Source organism: Pseudoxanthobacter sp. M-2, assembly GCF_046156265.1.
Lineage (GTDB): Bacteria > Pseudomonadota > Alphaproteobacteria > Rhizobiales > Segnochrobactraceae > CAMDHY01.
Genome location: NZ_JAWDIR010000003.1, coordinates 117,520 through 134,516, shown reverse-complemented (window position 1 = coordinate 134,516; position 16,997 = coordinate 117,520). Strand labels below are relative to the sequence as shown.

Here is a 16,997-nt window from a genome sequence, read left to right as displayed (position 1 = left end):
GGCCCAGACGACACCGGCCGCGACGGTCCCGGCGCGGAGACCGGCGACATCGCGATGCTGCCATCGACCCGCCCCCGCAAACGCCGCTGGCTGCGCCGCATCCTGCTCGTCGTCGTGGCGCTGGTGCTCGCGCCGTTCGTGCTGACGCTCGTCTACCGCTTCGTGCCCCCCGTCTCGACGCTGATGGTCTGGCGCGCGGTGACGCTGCAGCCGGTGACGCGCGACTGGGTGGCGCTCGACGACGTCGCCCCGGTGCTGGTGCGCTCGCTCGTCGTCTCCGAGGACGCCCGCTTCTGCGACCACTTCGGCGTCGACCTGGTCGAGCTGCAGAAGGTGCTCGACGACTATGCCGAGGGCGCGGCGACGCGCGGGGCGAGCACCATCCCGATGCAGCTCGCCAAGAACCTGTTCCTGTGGCCGGGGCGCGACGTCGTGCGAAAGGCGGTGGAATTGCCGCTCGCCGCCTGGATCGACCTGACGCTGCCGAAGGCGCGCGTCATCGAGATCTACCTCAACATCGCCGAGTGGGGGCCGGAGGGAGAGTTCGGCATCGCCGCCGGGGCGGAGCGCGCCTTCGGCACGACACCCGACAAGCTCACCGCCCGCCAGGCTGCGCTGCTCGTCGCGGTGCTGCCGAACCCGATCGTCCGCAATGCCGGCAAGCCGACCGGGGGCGTCAACCGGCGGGCGAACACCATCGCCGCCCGCGCCCGCCAGTCCGGCGGCCTGCTCGACTGCATCTACCCGGATGGGTGAGCCAGTCTTCCCCGACTGCCGACTGGCGATCGCGACGTCGCGGCCCTCGCCATCCGTTTCGACAGGCCTCTGGCCATCCGCCCGCCGCCTCTGTATAAGGCCCCACGATTTCCGCTGGGTCCGATCGACGAGCTCCCGGCCGGCCTTCAGGGCCGCCCGCGCGAACCTCGCCGTTTCCGGCGGCCGAGAAGGACGACGACGATGGCTGTTCCGAAGCGAAAGACCTCCCCCTCCAAGCGCGGCATGCGCCGTTCGGCCGACGCGCTGAAGGCCCCGACCTATGTCGAGGACAAGGACTCCGGCGAACTGCGCCGCCCGCACCATGTCGACCTGAAGTCCGGCATGTACCGCGGCCGCCAGATCCTCGAGCCCAAGCAGGACTGAGGCGCGCACCGCCGGCCGCTCGACGGCCGGCACCGCGCTTTCCAGCACTTCGCGAGAATGCGAGCACTCCGTGCCTCCGGCGCGGGGTGCTTTGACGTGCGCGCCGTTTCGCGGGTGTCGTCGCCTTTGCGCCGATGACCGGCCCGGCCGTCGGGGCATTACACTTTTGCGTGTATATATGTACTTTATGCAACTTTAGAGGGACACTTTCCCCGTCCATCTCAGGGGGAGGTTGTCATGCTCGGGTTCGATCAGTTCTTCGACGTCAGCCGGCCGCAGCCGGGCTGGCAGGTTTTCGGCAAAGGCGGGTCGGAGCAGTCCGGCTTCTACAAGGTCGGCGACGACTTCATCGTCAAGCACTACAATGTGGGCGTGCACCAGCGCTCCCAACTCGAGCTCGACCTGATGAGCGCGCTGCACCTCGCCTTCCGGGCGGGCCACCGGCAGCGCGCCTTGGAACTGCTCGAGGAGGCCAGGATGGCCTTTCCCCACAGTGCCGGCGGCGCTCTCGACCTCTATGCGGGTGCGCTCGCCGCGTAGCGCTGCTGGATCGAAGGCGGCCGGCGTGCGGCAGGCGAAGCGCCGTTGGGCGAGGGGAGGGCAGCCGACGGGCGGAGGACGTGGCGTGACGCTCGTCGGCCGGAAAGCGCGACGGTTCCCCGCCTACCCCGCCTCCACCCAGGCCCGCAGGATGCGGTGGGCGATGGCGAAGGGCATCGGGGCGGTGAGGCCTTCGGGGTGAGTGCGCTCCAGCATCGCCGCCGCCTCGTCGCGGTCGAACCAGCGGCAGTCTTCCAGTTCGTCGGAATCCATCGTGATGGTCTCGCCGAGCGCCTCGGCGAGGCAGCCAATCATCAGCGACGACGGGAACGGCCACGGCTGGCTGGCGAGATAGCGCACGCGGCCGACCGGCACACCGGCCTCCTCGCGGATCTCGCGCCGCACCGCGTCCTCGATCGTCTCGCCCGGCTCGACGAAGCCGGCGAGGCACGAATACATCCCCGGCATGAAGCGGGCCTGCCGGCCCATGATGCAGCGGTCGCCGTCGACCGCCAGCATGATCACCACCGGGTCGGTGCGGGGAAAGTGCTGGGCGCCGCAGGCCGGGCAGTCGCGCCGCCAGCCGCCGGTGGACAGCTGCGTCGCCGTTCCGCAGTTGGCGCAGAAGCCGTGGCGGCCGTGCCAGTCGACGAGGCTCTTCGCCTCCGCCAGCACCGACAGCGCCCGCGCGTCGAGGACGCCGTCCATGGCGAGGCCGCGCAGGTCGCAGGCCTCGAAGCCCTCCGGCAGCGCGTCCACCGGCGGCAGGGCCGCGGCGAACAGCGCCTGCTCCCCGTCGAGCCCGAGGAACACCGCCTGCTCGAGGCGGGCCGACAGCGTCTCCGCTACGCCGCGCCCGTGCACCGCCGTGCGCACGTCACCGAGACCCGCGAGCACCGGGCGGTCGCGGTCGAGCAGCACGAAGCCGGCATCCGCCCGCTCGGCCAGCGCCGAAAGCAGGGCGGCGTCGCCGCGGCGGTCGCCGAGCCGGTCGAGCGTCGAGGTCGAGAAGCCGGTGAGCCGCGAGGGCTCGTCGTCGGGAAAAGGGATCGGCATCGGGCGGGGCCTTCGAAGGGTCAGCCGGCGCCGAGGCGGGCGGCGATGTCGGCGACGAAGGCGGCGCGGCGATGCTCGTCCCAGGCCGAGCGCGGGGCGGCACCCCAGACCGGGTTCGGCCACGCCGCGTCCGTGGTGAAGCGGGCGATGACGTGCACGTGAAGTTGCGCCACCTGGTTGCCGAGGGCGCCGACATTGAGCTTGTGACACCCGGTTGCGGCCGCGAGCACGCGCTCCGCCGCGGCGATCTCCTCGATCAGCACCGCGCGCTGCGCCGGCGTGAGGTCGGTGAGCTCGACGAGGCCCGCCACGCGCGGCACCAGCACCAGCCAGGGATAGGTGGCGTCGTCCATCAGCCGGACGGCCGACAGTGGCAGGTCGGCGACCCGGACGGTGTCGGCTTCCAGGCGCGCGTCGAGGACGAAGGAGGTCATCGCAAAGGGATCATCAGGGCAGGTCACCGGCGGGCGGTCGTCGATGGGACCGGACGGGAGGGAGCACGATCCTGCCCCGCGCCGCCGCGGCGGGCAAGGCGCGCCGATGTCGCCGAGTGTTTCGCCAGGGACCGCGCCCCTTCGCGCCCTCGGGCGTTGCCGCCTCGCCCCGAATCGGGGCAGGGGCGCCTTCCGACGCGGCGACTGGTCCGCATCGGCGGGAACCGCGCCGCCGCGCCGGGCGTTGGCGACATGATCTAAATGACATCTCCGGAAAGACCGCGATGACGAGCGCCGTCCAGCAGAGCCGCCTTAGCGGCGCAGTCGCCCCGAGGATGTCGCGCGACCATCGCATCGACTTCTGGCGTGGCGTGGCGCTGGTGACGATCTTCGTCAACCATGTTCCCGGCAATGTCTTCGAGCATCTGACCCATCGCAACTTCGGCGTTTCAGACAGTGCGGAGCTGTTCGTCTTCCTGGCGGGGTTCGCCGCGGCGGTGGCCTACTTCCCCAAGTTCCTGTCGGGGGACCGCATCGTCGCCACCGGCAAGGTGGTGCAGCGGACGTGGACGCTCTATCTCGCCCACATCGCGCTGATGCTGGCGGCTGTCGCCATGTTCTTCGCCGCGGCGATCCACTTCAAGGACACCCATTGGCTCGAGGCCTACGGGCTCGACGTGCTGTCGACCGAGCCGGTGCGTGGCTACATCGGCCTGGTCACGATGGGCCACCAGATCGGCTACTTCAACATCCTGCCGCTTTACGTGGCGCTGTTCGCGATGCTGCCGGCGATCCTGTGGCTGGCGACCCGCAACATCTGGCTGCCGCTCGCAGCCTCCGTCGGGCTCTATCTGTTCAGCCACCTCGCCGAGGTGCGGCTGCCGACTTATCCGACGAGCTTCCCGTGGTTCTTCGAACCGCTGCGCTGGCAGCTCCTGTTCACCATCGGCTTCGTCGCCGGCGTGTTCTACCGCTCCGGCCGGCCGATCGGCTTCAACCCGGTCGCCTACGGGATCGCGCTCGCGGTGGTGGCGGGCGGCGCTGCCGTGGCCCTGTTCGGCCTCTATCCGCAGGAAGGCGCGCTGCCGCTGCCGGCCTTCCTGGTGTCGTTCGACAAGTCGTCGATGCCGCTGCCGAGGCTCGCCCACGTGCTGGCGCTCGTCTACGTCGTCGCCTATGCGCCCTACGGCCTGTTCGACCGGATGGTGGCGCGGCTCGGACCGAACACCGCGGCCGTGCGTATCGGCCGGCACGGGCTGGCGCTGTTCTGCTTCGGCTCGCTCGCGGCGGTGCTGGGTCAGATCGTCGTGCGCGCCGCTGGTGGCGACCCTTGGGTCGCGGCGGCGTTTGTGGCGGCCGGCGTGCTCGCCCACGTGGTGGTGGCGACGGGCCTCGACGCGTGGCGGTCGCGGGTGGCGGGCGCCCGCGGCGGCGCTGCGCCGGCTCCTGCGGCTGCGACCGTACCGGCCCGCGCCGCGGTGACCTCGTCTGGCTGATCCCTGCGATCACGCGTCATCGGACGCGTGATCGCCGGCGGCTCTCAGACGACGGGCGCCGTCCGCAGCGGGGACCGGATGGCCGTCTCGGGCACAGTGGACTGGCCGGGCTGGACGGCGAGCGCGCCCGCCGGCGCGAGGGCCGGAAGCGCGGCGTCACGACCGCCGGCCGGAAAGCTCGCCACAGTCGCCGTCAACGCGAGGCCGATGGCGAGCACGAGGGCCGCGGCAACGGCGGCCGGTAGAGGCAGAGACACGATCCTGACACCTCCGAGCCCGGCCCCGCATGCGGGGCGGACCGAATCACCCTTGCCGCCAAACTACTCGCGATTGCGGCACCCGCCGGGGCGGAATTGCGGCGCGACCGTCACGATTACGGCGACAGCGGGGCGCCTGGCCGCAGCCGAGGGGTGGATGTCGGGGATAAGTTCGAGGAGCCTGTGGATGGAGGCGCGCAGGCCGGGGAGAGACGCCTTCGCGTTCGCTCTCGCGCGTTCCCGGCTCGAAAAGAGCGCCAAGGCGTCACCGGCCGCCGGCGAATGGTGAGCCGACGGCGGCCCCGCTGGTGACGTGTGCTTCCGAGACGTCGGCGCGGCGACGTCTGTCGACAGGGTCGTGAGGCCTGAGGCGTTGGAGACCCGTGGAGTCGGCGGACGGCCGCGCCGGATGCCTCAGTGGACGGACATCGGCGCCTTCAGGCGCTCGATCTGCTCCTTCAGCGCGAGCTTCTTGCGCTTGAGTTCGGTCACCCGGATTTCGTCGACACTGGGATGAGCGCTTGCGTCGACGATCTCGCGATCGAGGGCGGCGTGTCGACGCTGCAGCTCGGCGATGTGCGACTCCATGGACATGAACTCGACCTCCGTGCTTGGACTTTGACGACAACAGTGTGACACGAAACGGCGCCTCTGTCGAAGCGTGGCCCGTTGCGGTGGCCATGGGGGCACCGCCCCGCGACGCCGTCTCCGGGGCGCTTCCCGCGCCTTGATCGGGCGTCGACGGAGGCGGCGCGAGGGGTGCGCGGCACGCCGCCCCCCTCTCATCCCGGACCCGCCAAAAGCGGCGTGGAGCGTGTTGCAATCACCATCGCGATGGTGCATAGAGGCGCCGCTCCGGCTCGGCCGGACGCATGGATGCGGGCGTAGCTCAGGGGTAGAGCACAACCTTGCCAAGGTTGGGGTCGTGGGTTCGAATCCCATCGCCCGCTCCAAATACACTTCAATTCTTCGGCACTGACTGCCGTTCGCCTTCGGGCGATGCGGTTGCCTTGTGCCGCGACGCGGGCCGGCATTCGTCTGCCGGTCGAAACGCCGCCGCGGCGTAGCCCCGGCACCGCTCCCGTCTCCCCAGAAAGCGCGATGGCCACGAGGCCCGCGGCGTGACCCTCCGCGGCCGCCTTTCGCTGCACCATCACTTGCAAAAAAATGAAATCGACTTTATCTAGCTTTGCGACACCGCCTTCTGGGCGGAGGTCGCCGGCGCGCCGCCTGAGCCGCGACGACACCGAGGAGTTCCGAATGCCACAGACGCCCGAAGTGACCGGCTTCCACGACCCGCGCACCGGCTCGGTCCAGTATGTGGTGGCCGATCCCGCGACGAAGGCGTGCGCCATCATCGACCCGGTGCACGACTTCGACGAGAAGTCCGGGCAGACGGCGACGCGCCACGCCGACCGTCTCCTCGCCTTCGTGGCGGAGCGTGGCTACCGGCTCGCCTGGATCCTCGACACCCACCCCCACGCCGACCACTTCTCCGCCGCCGGCTATCTGAAGCAGCGGACCGGCGCGCCCACGGCCATCGGTGCCCGGGTCACCGAGGTGCAGGCGCTGTGGAAGGACTTCTACAACTGGCCCGGCTTTCCCGCCGACGGGTCGCAGTGGGACCGCCTGTTCGCCGACGGCGAGCACTTCCGGCTCGGCGAGATCGACGTCGCGGTGATGCACTCGCCCGGCCACACGCTCGCCTCGGTCACCTATGTGATCGGCGATGCGGCCTTCGTGCACGACACCCTGTTCATGCCCGACAGCGGCACGGCGCGCTGCGACTTCCCCGGCGGCAGCGCCGCGGCGCTGTGGCGGTCGATCCAGGCGATCCTGGCGCTGCCCGACGGGACCCGCCTCTTCACCGGTCACGACTATGAGCCGAACGGCCGGCCGGCGCGCTGGGAATCCAGCGTCGCCGAGCAGAAGGCCTCGAACATCCACCTGACGCGCTACCCGACGGAGGCGGCCTTCGTCGCCGCCCGCGAGGCGCGCGACCGCACGCTGCCGATGCCGAAGCTGATCCTGCACGCCCTGCAGGTGAACACCAACGGCGGCCGCCTGCCGGAGCCGGAATCGAATGGCCGCCGCTACCTGAAGATCCCGCTCGACCTGCTCGGCGGCCCGTGGGGATGACGGCGATGGACACTCTGGCGCCGGACGTCGCGTCGATGAAGGCCAAGGTCGACGAGGCCTCCGCCTTTCTCAAGAAGCTGTCGAACCCCGACCGGCTGCTCGTCTGCTGTGCGGTGGTCGGCGGCGAGCGCTCGGTGCGCGAGCTGGAGGACCTGCTCGGCATCCGCCAGCCCGGCCTGTCGCAGCAACTCGCCGAACTGCGCGAGGCCGGCCTGATCGCCGGCCGCAAGGACGGCAAGCACGTCTTCTACCGCCTCGCCGACCCGCGCGTGCGGGCCCTCGTCGAGACCATGCACCGCCTGTTCTGCGACCCCGATCCGCTCCCTCCCGCACGGGATTGACGCCATGACAGAGTTCACGCCTTTCGCCTCGCTCCTCGGTGGGGCGCTGATCGGCCTCGCCGCCGTGCTGCTGATGGCCGTGCACGGCCGCATCGCCGGCATGACCGGCATCGTCTCCGGTCTTCTCGTGCCGCAGGGCGACTGGGGCTGGCGCGCCGCCTTCCTCGCCGGTGCCGTCGCGGCCCCGGCCGCCATCGTCGCCGTCCTCGGGCCGGCCGCCATTCCGTTCGAGAGCCTGGTGCCGCTGCCGTGGCTGGCGGTCGGCGGCATCCTCGTCGGCATCGGCGTCACCTTCGCCTCCGGCTGCACCTCCGGCCACGGGGTCTGCGGGCTCGCCCGGCTGTCGCCGCGCTCGCTGGCGGCGGTGATCACCTTCATGGCGACGACCGGCATCACCGTGTTCCTCGTCCGTCACGTCTTCGGAGGTTTCTGATGGCCCGCGTCCTCTTCGCCCTCCTCGCCGGCCTCGTGTTCGGCACGGGCATCGCGCTCGCCGGCATGGCCAATCCCGCCAAGGTGCTGAACTTCTTCGACATCGCCGGCAACTGGGACCCCTCGCTCGCCTTCGTCATGGGCGGTGCGGTGATCGTTACGGCGATCGGCTACCGCCTCGTGCTGCGGCGGCCGAAGCCGCTGCTCGACACCACCTTCCACCTGCCGACCAACCGTCGCCTCGACGTGCCGCTGATCGCCGGCGCCGCCGTGTTCGGCATCGGCTGGGGCATCACCGGCTTCTGCCCCGGCGGCTCGATCCCCGCCCTCGGCCTCGGCCAGTCGAGCGCCGTCGTCTTCGTCGTGGCGATGGTGACGGGCATCGCGCTCGCGCGGCTCGCCCGCCACGTGCTGGCCACCGGCGGAACCTCCCGCACCGCCTGAGCCGGACCGGTGCCGCGGCATCGCGGAGGCGCCGCAAACCTCGTCCGCGCGGTCGTGAAGGGAAAAAAGCGGCGAACGCTCCGTGGCGGCGGACGTTGTCCCTGGGCGGGGGCACGGACACGGAGTAGCGCCATGCACCGCACGACAGCCGCCCTCGCGGTCTTTCTCGCGACAACCGCCCTCGCCGCCGCCCAGACGAACACCGGACCCATCGGCGGCGATCCCATCGGGGGTGTGCCGATCGGCAGCAATCCGATCGGTGCGCCGGCAACCAGCGGCGAGGCCCCCGTCGGCAAGTCCCCGGGTGTCGCCGGCAGCGGGGGCCTCGGCGTTGGTGCCGGCGCCGCCACCGGGGCGCGGGTCGACGCGCCGATGCGGTCGCCCCCCTCGCGGGTCCGGGGCTATGTCTCCCGCCAAAGCGGGCCGTCAGCGACGCTCACCCGCCCGCTCGTCATCGGGCAGCCGCTGCCGGCCGGCGTCGATCTTCGGGCGATCCCGAACTCCTCCTACCGCTACGGCCTGGTCGACGGACGCCGGGCCATCATCGAGCCGGGCTCCCGCCGCGTCATCGAGGTGATCGAGTAAGCGCCGCCCAGACGGCCCGTGGCTGCCGCGGCAACGGAGGCCGCCGCGCGCGGCGCTGGGCTGGGCCAGCCCTCGCGGGCGTGGCATGGTCGGCCGCCGCCGGCGTCGATTCGCATCGCCGCCGGCCGATCGGCGCTCCGAGGGCGCCCGGCGGACGATGGCGGGAATGAGCGGCTTCGACTGGCAGCACTACTGGCCTCACGTCGTGTTCGCGACGAGCATCCTCGTCGGCGTCGGCGCGGCCCTCCACGCTGCCATGACCAAGGACGATGTCCGCGCAGCGACCGGCTGGGTCGGCGTCATCATCTTCTCGCCGATCTTCGGCGCCGTGTTCTATCTGCTGGCCGGCATCAACCGCATCCGCCGCTCGCAGGTGAGCCAGCGCCGCCACGCCGCGGAACTGCGGCATGCCCACGCCCACGCCGCGCCGCGGCCGCCGCCCGAGGCGCCGCTCGCCCCGGTCCCTGCCCCTGTCTCGCCCGCGGTTCCGGTTGCGCCGGAACCGCCGATCCGCCTCGCGCCGGTCGCCGCCGAACTCGCCTCCCTGCGGCGCCTCGGCGATCACGTCGCTTCCTTTCCCCTCACCGACGGCAACGAAGTGCGCCTGCTCGACAGCGGCGACGAGGCCTATCCGGCGATGCTCGCGGCAATCGCCGCGGCCGAGCGCTCCATCGCGCTGCAGAGCTACATCTTCGACGACGATGCCGTCGGCCGGCAGTTCGCCGACGCCCTGGTGGCGGCGCACCAGCGCGGCGTCGCGGTCCGCGTGCTGATCGACGCCGTCGGGGCGCGCTACTCGCGGCCGCCGATCACCCGGCGGCTGTCCGCCGGTGGCGTCACCACGGCGACGTTCATGGGAAACCTGATCGGTTTCCGCCTGCCTTATGCCAACCTGCGCAGCCACCGGAAGGTGCTCGTCATCGACGGCACCGTCGGTTTCACCGGCGGCATGAACATCCGCGGCGAGTTCATGGCCGGTGCCGGCGGTCCGGCGCGCAGCCGCGATACGCACTTCCGCGTCGAGGGCCCGGTGGTGGCCCAGCTCTTCACGGCGTTCTCTCACGACTGGTACTTCACCACCGAGGAGCGCCTGAGCGGCCCGGAATGGGCCGTGGCCGCCGCGCCGCGCGCGGACGGCGTCGCCGCGCGGGTGGTGCCGTCCGGTCCCGACCGCAATCTCTCCAGCAACCACACGATCATCATGGGCGCGCTGGCGGTGGCGCGCGAGCGTGTCCGCATCGCCTCGCCCTACTTCATCCCCGACCTGCAACTCGTCGGCGCCCTCACCGTCGCCGCCCGCCGCGGCATCGCCGTCGACGTGGTGATCCCGGCGGCGAACAACCTGCCGCTGGTCGATCACGCGATGACCGCGCAGCTCGACCAGGTCGTGCGGGCGGGCTGCCGGGTCTGGCGGGCCGAGGGCATGTTCGACCATTCGAAGCTGATGGCCGTCGACGGGCAGTGGGCCTATGTCGGCTCGTCCAATCTCGATTCCCGCAGCCTCAGGCTCAATTTCGAGCTCGACATCGAGGTCTACGACCCGGTGCTCGCGGAGGCGGTGGACGCACGCATCGAGGCGCAGATCGCCCAGTCCCGTCCCGAGACGATGGAGACGCTGAAGGCCCGGCCGTTCCCCGTGCGGGTGCGCAACCGCGCGGTGTGGCTCGCCTCGCCCTACCTCTAGACGGCCCCAGCCTCCGCCCGGGCGTTGCCGTCACCGGAAACTTCGCTCATACGTGTGTATGGAAATGCCGGGCGCCCGTTGCGCCGCCGGCGAACCTGCACCGGAGCGCTCATCCTTGCACACCACCGTTCCTGAAGGCCTCGCCACCACGCGCGCCGCCTACCACGCCGCGCGCCGTACCGGCGACAACAGCGGTCTCGCGCCGTTGCTCGCCCCCGACTTCACCGCCATCGACCTGTCGGGAGCGGTCCATGGCTCCGACGGTGCCGCCATGCTGCCGCTGGCCAGCGTCGAGGCCGCCGCGACGGCCGCCGACTACGGCGACCTCGTCCTCGTCACCGAGCGCGACCCGTCCGCCGCCGAGGGCAATGTGGTCTCGGTCGAGGTGTGGGTGAAGCAGGGCGGTGCCGACGGCTGGCGGCTGCTCGTGCACCACGCGAACGTGCTGGCGGATCCGTCGGCGCCCCACAGCCACCCGACGCCGCAGGGGCGGCCGGCCGATGCGCCACCACCATTGTGCGAGAACCCGTGCCTCACCGTCCCCTATCAGCCGGGCGAGCCCGCCGAGGCCGACATCATCACCGCCTTCCAGACGCTGGAGCGCGCCGTCACGCGCAACGATGCGGACGAATGGGTGAAGCACATGGCCGACGAGTTCGTCGTCTACCGCACCCGCCAGAACCTCACCACCAAGGCCTCGCGGGCCCAGATGCTGAGCGAGCACGGCGCCATCAACGCCGAGACCTTCGTCGCGGCGGTAGAGGCGATGCGGCTGTGGGTGTTCGGCGATGCCGCGGTGATGCGGGCAGACCACCTCATGCCCGGCATCCGGCGGCCGCCCTACCGGGCGACGCGGGTGTGGGTGAAGCGGGACGGGCGCTGGCAGATGGCGCTCAGCCAGCAGACCACGCGCGCCGCCGGCTAGACCGTATCGTGCAGCGATCCCGGCGTGGGGGCCCGCCCGTTGGCGGGCTCGCGTGACGCCCGAGACCTACTCGGCAGCCTGCGGAGTATCATCCGTGCCGGTCAGTGCCTTGCGGGTCGCCTTCCGGCGTCGCCGGCCGGCGATCCGCGCCACCTTGCCGGCGGTGCGCTTGCGCGCCTGAACGTCAGGGACGTCACTCTCCGCCACGCTGACGGGCGGCACCTCGTCTCCCGTCGTCTCTGCGTGGACGTCCGTCCCGCTGCTGACCGCCGCTCCGGGGTCCTCGCCGGGCGGCAATTGCGCCGCCGCCCTGGCGCGCTTCGAGCGCTTACCGCCCGACGGGGCCTCCGAGGCCTTCCCGCCCGACGCCTTCTTCCTGCGGGCCTTCGGCTCGGGAGTTTTGGACGGAGCGCTCTTCACGTCGGAGGCCTTCGGCGGCGCGTCCTTGTCCGCCGCCTTGGCCCGCCGCTTCGCCGCCTTGCGATCGCGGCTGCGCAACCCCTCGAGACGCGGGCCGAGCGTGCGCAGGATGTCGCGCAATCCCTCGTCGTCCGCGCAGGCTTCCGCCTCCGCGATCGTGAACCACGACCTCTGCCGTTCCGCCATCTCGGGGAAGGCGTCGAGCTCGTCGGTCACTTCCAGAAGATAGGTGGTGATCTTGCAGTCTTCGGCGCCGCCAGGCCTGCGCTTCGCGTAGACATAGCGGCCGATCGGCTTGTTGCGCACGCGGCCGCGCACGCCGGCCTCCTCGAGCGCTTCCTGGGCGGCCGCCTCGGCGTTGCTGCGCCCGCGCATCCGCCATCCCTTGGGGATGATCCAGCGCTGCGTCTCGCGGGACGTGACGAGCAGCACGCGCGGTTCGTCGCCTGTCCACCGAACGGGAAGAGCGCCGACTTGTTGCCGCATGCTGAAGACGCCTCCCGTGTTCGATGTTTCCCGCCGCCCGCCGATCCTGCGTGATTCGCTGTGCGGTTGTCCCCCGTGACGAGCGCAAGAGCCTCCGGCTCTCCGACAGCCCGTTCGATTGTCGCAACGCCACCCGAGGCGGCGACTTCGCCGGCGAGCCGTACTGGAAACACAAAGGCCCGCCCCTGGGGTAAGGGGGCGGGCCCATGCGCTTGCCCGTAGGATCGATGGGGGAACGATCCCTGGCTACCGCGACGATCCGGGGGAAGACCGTCGGGAGCTACAATGGGGAAAATCGCCTTCGGTTCCAAGTCCCGAATTATTTTTTTTGCGAGCCGGACGTTCTGTCGCCTGTGCGGACCGCATGCGCGCAGAACGGCGCGAATGACAAAAAAGCCTCCCTCGACCGCTCGCGAGCGGCCGTGGAAGGCTTCAGGAATGGACGGGCCGCCGGGGCTCGCGCCCCGCCGGCCGACGTCAGTGTCAGTCGAGCGGCTCGACCATGCGGACTTCCGGACCCTTCGGGCCCTGTCCGACGGAGACGCGCACGCGCTGGCCCTCGGCGAGCGAGGACACGCTCGAGCGCTGCAGGGCGGTGACGTGCACGAACACGTCCTTGCCGCCGCGATCGGGGGCGATGAAGCCGAACCCCTTCTCGGGGTTGTACCACTTCACGGCACCCATCAGCTCTTCGGTCGGGCCGGTGTCGCGGCCGAAACCGCCACCGCCACCACCGCCTTCGCGGGGGCCGGAGGTGCGCGGGCCGGAGCGCGGGCGCACCTCGGCGGTGCTCGCGTCGACGGCGACGACCTCGGTGACCTGACGGCCCTTCTGGCCGATGCCGACGCGCACCGTCAGCGTGGCGCCGGGATCGACGGCCTCATGGCCGGCGGCCTCGAGAGCGCGCGCGTGCATGAACACGTCGCCCGATCCGTCCGTCAGCTCGACGAATCCGAAGCCCTTCTCGGGGTTGAACCATTTGACGATCGCCTGCAGCGTCGGTCCGCTCGGGGCGGCGAAGCTCGGGGTATCGTCTGTGCGCGGCCGCTGAAAGCCACTGCCACGGTCCGGCTGCATGAAGTCGTCGTCAAAACCGCGGCGGCGCGGCTCGCGGAAGTCCCGGTGTCGGCTCATCGGATGTCCATTCGGTGTAGCTGCACTTCATAGGCGTGAGAGAGTGGCAAACGTCAAGCGGCCAGCACGAACTTGAGCACAATTCGGGCCAAAAAAGACCCGCGCACGAGAGCTCGACGTTGGGCCGGCGCGCCCCGCGGGCGAATGACGCATCGGCCGACCACTACGATGACGTCGAAACCCCCCTGAGCGCAACTCTTTCACGCAACGGGAGCGAATTTCGTCGGCGGGCGTTTCCTGCAGCGCACTTTGCGCGCGGGGGAAGTCGATCGATGACGCAAGACCAGGCGACGGCCTTCGCGATCGTCGGCGCGATGATGGTGCTGCTCGTCTCCGGACGGCTGCGCTACGACCTTGCAGCAGTCCTCGCACTGCTCGTGGCGATGGCCGCAGGGCTCGTGCCGTTCGACCGGGCCTTCTCCGGGTTCAGCGACGACATCGTCATCATCGTCGGCGCGGCCCTCGTCGTCAGCGCCGCGATCGCCCGCAGCGGCGTCACCGACGCCGTCGTGCAGCGCTTCGCGCCGCGGCTTTCGACGGTGCGCCTGCAACTGCTCGTGCTGACGGCGACGGTGGCGCTTTTGTCGGCATTCGTGAAGAACATCGGCGCCCTCGCCATCCTGCTGCCGGTCGCCTTCCAGATGGCGCGCCGCTCCGGCGTGTCGCCCTCGCTGTTCCTCATGCCGATGGCCTTCGCCTCGCTGCTCGGCGGACTGATGACGCTGGTCGGCACGTCGCCGAACATCATCGTCGCGCGCGTGCGCGCCGAGATGGGGGAGGCTCCCTTCCGCATGTTCGACTTCCTGCCGGTCGGTGGCGCGCTGACGGTGGTGGGCCTCATCTTCCTGGTGCTCTGCTACCGCCTGCTGCCGGAGCGGGTGCCGGCGACGAGCGGCCTCGACGCCGCCATCGACATCAAGAACTACATGACGGAGGCCTCCGTCCCGACCGACTCCCCGTTCGCCGGCAAGACTGTCGCCGACGTGCAGCGCCTCGCCGACGGCCAGGGCATGGTGACGGCGCTGCTGCGGTCCGGCCGGCGCATGCCGCCGCTGCCCGACGCGACGCTGCGGGAGGGCGACATGCTGCTCCTCGAGGGCCGTCCCGAGGGCCTCGACCGCATGGTGGCGGGCGGCGGGCTGACGCTCTCCGACGACCGCCGCCCGACGGCCGAGGAACCGAACGACGAGATCGACGCGATCGAGGCGGTGGTCGGCGAGAGCTCGCGGCTGATCGGCCTGTCGGCGAAGGACATGGCGCTGTTCCAGGCCTTCGGCGTCAACCTCCTCGCCATCAGCCGCCGCGGCACGCGGCTCGGCGACCGGCTCGGCGACGTGACGCTGCAGGCCGGCGACGTCGTCGTGCTGCAGGGCCTCGTGCGCCGCATGCCCGATGTCCTGCGCGAGCTCGACTGCCTGCCGCTCGCCGAGCGCCGCATCCGCCTCGGCAGCGGCCGGCGCGGGCTGCTCGCCGTCGCCATCCTGGTGGCGGCGATGACGGTGACGGCGCTTGGGCTCGTGCCGGTGGCGGTCGCCTTCTTCGCCGCCGCGGCGCTGATGGTGCTGGTGCGGGTGATCCCGCTCCGCGAGGCCTACGGTGCCGTCGAGGGCCCGATCCTGGTGATGCTGGCGGCCCTCATTCCCGTCGCCGAGACGCTGCGCACCACCGGCGCCACCGATCTCGTCGCCTCGCTGCTGTCGAGTGCAGCGACGGTGCTGCCGCCGGCCGGGGCGCTCGCCCTGATCATGGTCGCGGCGATGGCCGTGACGCCGTTCCTCAACAATGCCGCCACCGTGCTCGTGATGGCGCCGATCGCCGCCGCGTTCGCCACCGCCCTCGGCCACCGCCCGGACGCCTTCCTGATGGCGGTGGCGATCGGTGCCGGCTGCGATTTCCTCACCCCCATCGGCCACCAGTGCAACACGCTGGTGTTCGGGCCGGGCGGCTACCGCTTCGGCGACTACGCCCGCCTCGGGCTGCCGCTGTCGCTGATCGTCGTTGCGGTCGCCGTGCCGATGCTTCTGATCGTCTGGCCGCTGTGAGGCCGTCGCCGCGGCTTCAACACAAGGTGCTGATCCGCTTCGGCGACTTGGTTCGCGGCTTGCTTTCGCGTAGCGTCGGCGTTCGGGTCGTCGCCTCCCCCGCCGGCCGATTCCGTCGAGAACAGGGTTCCTAGTCCATGCTGGCCGCCATTCGCGAGCTTTTCGCCGAGCTCTCCGGCGATGCGCCGCGCAAGTCCTTCGCCGAGGACGATCAGCGCCTCGCCGTCGCCGCGCTGCTCGTCCACATCGTTTCCGTCGACGGCGTCGTCACCGATGCCGAGAAGGCGGCGCTGCGCACCGTGCTGAGCGAGCGCTACGGCCTGTCGGAGAGCGACACCGAGTCCCTCGTCGCGGAGGCGAGCCGGCGCGACGACGAGGCGGTCGACCTCTACGGCTTCACCTCGGTCCTGAAGCGCAGCCTCGACGAGGACGGCCGCAAGCGCGTCATCGAGATGATGTGGGAGACCGTCTTCGCCGACGGCAACGTCTCCGAATTCGAGGACAACACCGTCTGGCGCGTCGCCGAACTGCTCGGCGTCTCGAGCCGCGACCGCATCGAGCTGAAGCGCGGCGCCGCCCACCGCCACGGCGCCGACGCCGAGGTCGCCCAGCCCGACACCGCCCGGGACGGGGAGACCGAAGGCCAGCCATGAGCGTGCCCTCGGCGGAGATGCGGGACTTCCCGGCGACCGGGCGTCCGGCGCGAGTGCTGATCGTGCTCCACCAGGAGCAGTCGACGCCCGGCCGCGTCGGCAAGGCGCTGCAGGCGCGCGGCTTCCATCTCGACGTCCGCCGCCCGCGCTTCGGCGACACGCTGCCGGCGAGCCTCGACGAGCACGCCGGCGCCGTGGTGTTCGGCGGGCCGATGAGCGCCAACGATACCGACGCCTACATCCGCCGCGAGATCGACTGGCATGCGGTGCCGTTGAAGGAGGAGGCGCCCTATCTCGGCATCTGCCTCGGCGCGCAGATGCTCGCCCGCCACCTCGGCGCCCGCGTCTACGGCCACCCGGAGGGGCTGGTCGAGATCGGCTACTTCCCGATCGAACCGACGGAGGCGGGTGCTGCCACCTTCGAATGGCCGCGCCGCGTCTACCAGTGGCACCGCGAGGGCTTCGACCTGCCGGAGGGCGCCGACCTCCTGGCGAGCGGCGGCGGGCCGTTTCCCAACCAGGCGATCCGCGTCGGCCCGAAGGCCTATGGCGTGCAGTTCCACCCCGAGCTGACGCTCGCCATGGTGCACCGCTGGACGACGATCGGCCACGAGCGCCTGCGGCTGCCGGGGGCGCAGCCGCGGCCCGTCCACTTCGCCGACCGCCTGCTCTACGACGCGGCGGTGCGCGAGTGGCTGGAGCGCTTCCTCGACCACTGGATCGGCCGCGCCGACGGGGCGCCGGGGCACCAGCCGACGACGCCGGACTGAGCGGGCGCCGACCCGGCTC

20 protein-coding genes and 1 tRNA gene are annotated in these 16,997 nt (G+C 71.2%); 15 read left to right on the top strand and 6 right to left on the bottom strand.

Annotated elements, in window-relative coordinates; translation table 11 throughout:
* Positions 1–54: 54 nt before the first annotated feature.
* The 3 genes from RUR49_RS02495 to RUR49_RS02485 all read left to right on the top strand — a co-directional run bounded on the left by RUR49_RS02495 (position 55) and on the right by RUR49_RS02485 (position 1,680).
* Entirely contained in the window at positions 55–756 is a 702-nt protein-coding gene (locus RUR49_RS02495; RefSeq protein ID WP_409144788.1) for a transglycosylase domain-containing protein, read from the top strand.
* A gap of 201 nt (positions 757–957) precedes the next feature.
* Positions 958–1,140, top strand: a complete 183-nt coding sequence (gene rpmF / locus RUR49_RS02490; protein ID WP_409144756.1) for a 50S ribosomal protein L32 — start codon at positions 958–960, stop codon at positions 1,138–1,140.
* A gap of 237 nt (positions 1,141–1,377) precedes the next feature.
* Positions 1,378–1,680: a hypothetical protein gene (locus tag RUR49_RS02485; protein WP_409144755.1), complete on the top strand. Its 303-nt coding sequence runs from the start codon at positions 1,378–1,380 to the stop codon at positions 1,678–1,680.
* Positions 1,681–1,803: 123 nt separating this feature from the next.
* Here RUR49_RS02485 and nudC read toward each other — a convergent pair whose 3' ends face one another.
* The gene (nudC, locus tag RUR49_RS02480) at positions 1,804–2,736 is read right to left on the bottom strand and encodes an NAD(+) diphosphatase (protein ID WP_409144754.1); all 933 of its coding nucleotides are present in this window, start codon (positions 2,734–2,736) and stop codon (positions 1,804–1,806) included.
* 20 nt (positions 2,737–2,756) lie between these two features.
* The gene (locus tag RUR49_RS02475; RefSeq protein WP_409144753.1) at positions 2,757–3,170 is read right to left on the bottom strand and encodes an HIT domain-containing protein; all 414 of its coding nucleotides are present in this window, start codon (positions 3,168–3,170) and stop codon (positions 2,757–2,759) included.
* A 284-nt stretch (positions 3,171–3,454) separates the two neighbouring features.
* Between RUR49_RS02475 and RUR49_RS02470 the strand changes: the two genes are divergently transcribed.
* Positions 3,455–4,666 (top strand): OpgC family protein, encoded by a 1,212-nt coding sequence (locus RUR49_RS02470; protein WP_409144752.1) that lies wholly within the window; start codon positions 3,455–3,457, stop codon positions 4,664–4,666.
* 44 nt (positions 4,667–4,710) lie between these two features.
* Here the strand turns inward: RUR49_RS02470 and RUR49_RS02465 are convergent, their stop codons facing one another.
* Both RUR49_RS02465 and RUR49_RS02460 read right to left on the bottom strand, forming a co-directional pair.
* Complete coding sequence (locus tag RUR49_RS02465) at positions 4,711–4,923, bottom strand: hypothetical protein (protein WP_409144751.1); 213 nt, start codon at positions 4,921–4,923, stop codon at positions 4,711–4,713.
* 414 nt (positions 4,924–5,337) lie between these two features.
* Positions 5,338–5,517: a YdcH family protein gene (locus RUR49_RS02460; RefSeq protein WP_409144750.1), complete on the bottom strand. Its 180-nt coding sequence runs from the start codon at positions 5,515–5,517 to the stop codon at positions 5,338–5,340.
* Positions 5,518–5,801: 284 nt separating this feature from the next.
* Here RUR49_RS02460 and RUR49_RS02455 point away from each other — a divergent pair.
* From RUR49_RS02455 to RUR49_RS02420, 8 genes are all read left to right on the top strand, one after another.
* Positions 5,802–5,876: transfer RNA gene (locus RUR49_RS02455), tRNA-Gly, on the top strand.
* A 307-nt stretch (positions 5,877–6,183) separates the two neighbouring features.
* The gene (locus RUR49_RS02450; RefSeq protein WP_409144749.1) at positions 6,184–7,062 is read left to right on the top strand and encodes an MBL fold metallo-hydrolase; all 879 of its coding nucleotides are present in this window, start codon (positions 6,184–6,186) and stop codon (positions 7,060–7,062) included.
* Between the two features lie 5 nt (positions 7,063–7,067).
* Positions 7,068–7,403, top strand: coding sequence for an ArsR/SmtB family transcription factor (locus tag RUR49_RS02445; protein WP_409144748.1), 336 nt, complete (start codon positions 7,068–7,070; stop codon positions 7,401–7,403).
* 4 nt (positions 7,404–7,407) lie between these two features.
* Positions 7,408–7,836, top strand: coding sequence for a YeeE/YedE family protein (locus RUR49_RS02440; RefSeq protein WP_409144747.1), 429 nt, complete (start codon positions 7,408–7,410; stop codon positions 7,834–7,836).
* Positions 7,836–8,279 carry a DUF6691 family protein gene (locus RUR49_RS02435; RefSeq protein WP_409144746.1) on the top strand — a complete coding sequence of 148 codons (444 nt, stop codon included), beginning with the start codon at positions 7,836–7,838 and terminating at the stop codon, positions 8,277–8,279. Before RUR49_RS02440 ends, RUR49_RS02435 begins: the two co-directional genes overlap by 1 nt.
* A gap of 132 nt (positions 8,280–8,411) precedes the next feature.
* Positions 8,412–8,864, top strand: coding sequence for a DUF1236 domain-containing protein (locus tag RUR49_RS02430; protein WP_409144745.1), 453 nt, complete (start codon positions 8,412–8,414; stop codon positions 8,862–8,864).
* 166 nt (positions 8,865–9,030) lie between these two features.
* Complete coding sequence (locus tag RUR49_RS02425; RefSeq protein WP_409144744.1) at positions 9,031–10,548, top strand: phospholipase D-like domain-containing protein; 1,518 nt, start codon at positions 9,031–9,033, stop codon at positions 10,546–10,548.
* Positions 10,549–10,663: 115 nt separating this feature from the next.
* Positions 10,664–11,473: a nuclear transport factor 2 family protein gene (locus RUR49_RS02420; RefSeq protein ID WP_409144743.1), complete on the top strand. Its 810-nt coding sequence runs from the start codon at positions 10,664–10,666 to the stop codon at positions 11,471–11,473.
* A gap of 66 nt (positions 11,474–11,539) precedes the next feature.
* Here the strand turns inward: RUR49_RS02420 and RUR49_RS02415 are convergent, their stop codons facing one another.
* Complete coding sequence (locus RUR49_RS02415; RefSeq protein ID WP_409144742.1) at positions 11,540–12,379, bottom strand: NUDIX domain-containing protein; 840 nt, start codon at positions 12,377–12,379, stop codon at positions 11,540–11,542.
* 483 nt (positions 12,380–12,862) lie between these two features.
* A complete protein-coding gene (locus RUR49_RS02410) occupies positions 12,863–13,513 on the bottom strand; it encodes a cold-shock protein (RefSeq protein ID WP_409144741.1) in 651 nt (216 codons plus the stop codon).
* Positions 13,514–13,785: 272 nt separating this feature from the next.
* On the opposite strand from RUR49_RS02410, the gene RUR49_RS02405 reads away from it, so the two are divergent.
* From RUR49_RS02405 to RUR49_RS02395, 3 genes are all read left to right on the top strand, one after another.
* Positions 13,786–15,555: an SLC13 family permease gene (locus tag RUR49_RS02405; RefSeq protein ID WP_409144740.1), complete on the top strand. Its 1,770-nt coding sequence runs from the start codon at positions 13,786–13,788 to the stop codon at positions 15,553–15,555.
* 137 nt (positions 15,556–15,692) lie between these two features.
* The gene (locus RUR49_RS02400; protein ID WP_409144739.1) at positions 15,693–16,208 is read left to right on the top strand and encodes a TerB family tellurite resistance protein; all 516 of its coding nucleotides are present in this window, start codon (positions 15,693–15,695) and stop codon (positions 16,206–16,208) included.
* Positions 16,205–16,978 (top strand): glutamine amidotransferase, encoded by a 774-nt coding sequence (locus RUR49_RS02395; protein WP_409144738.1) that lies wholly within the window; start codon positions 16,205–16,207, stop codon positions 16,976–16,978. The genes RUR49_RS02400 and RUR49_RS02395 overlap by 4 nt, the downstream gene beginning before the upstream one ends.
* Positions 16,979–16,997 lie beyond the last annotated feature (19 nt).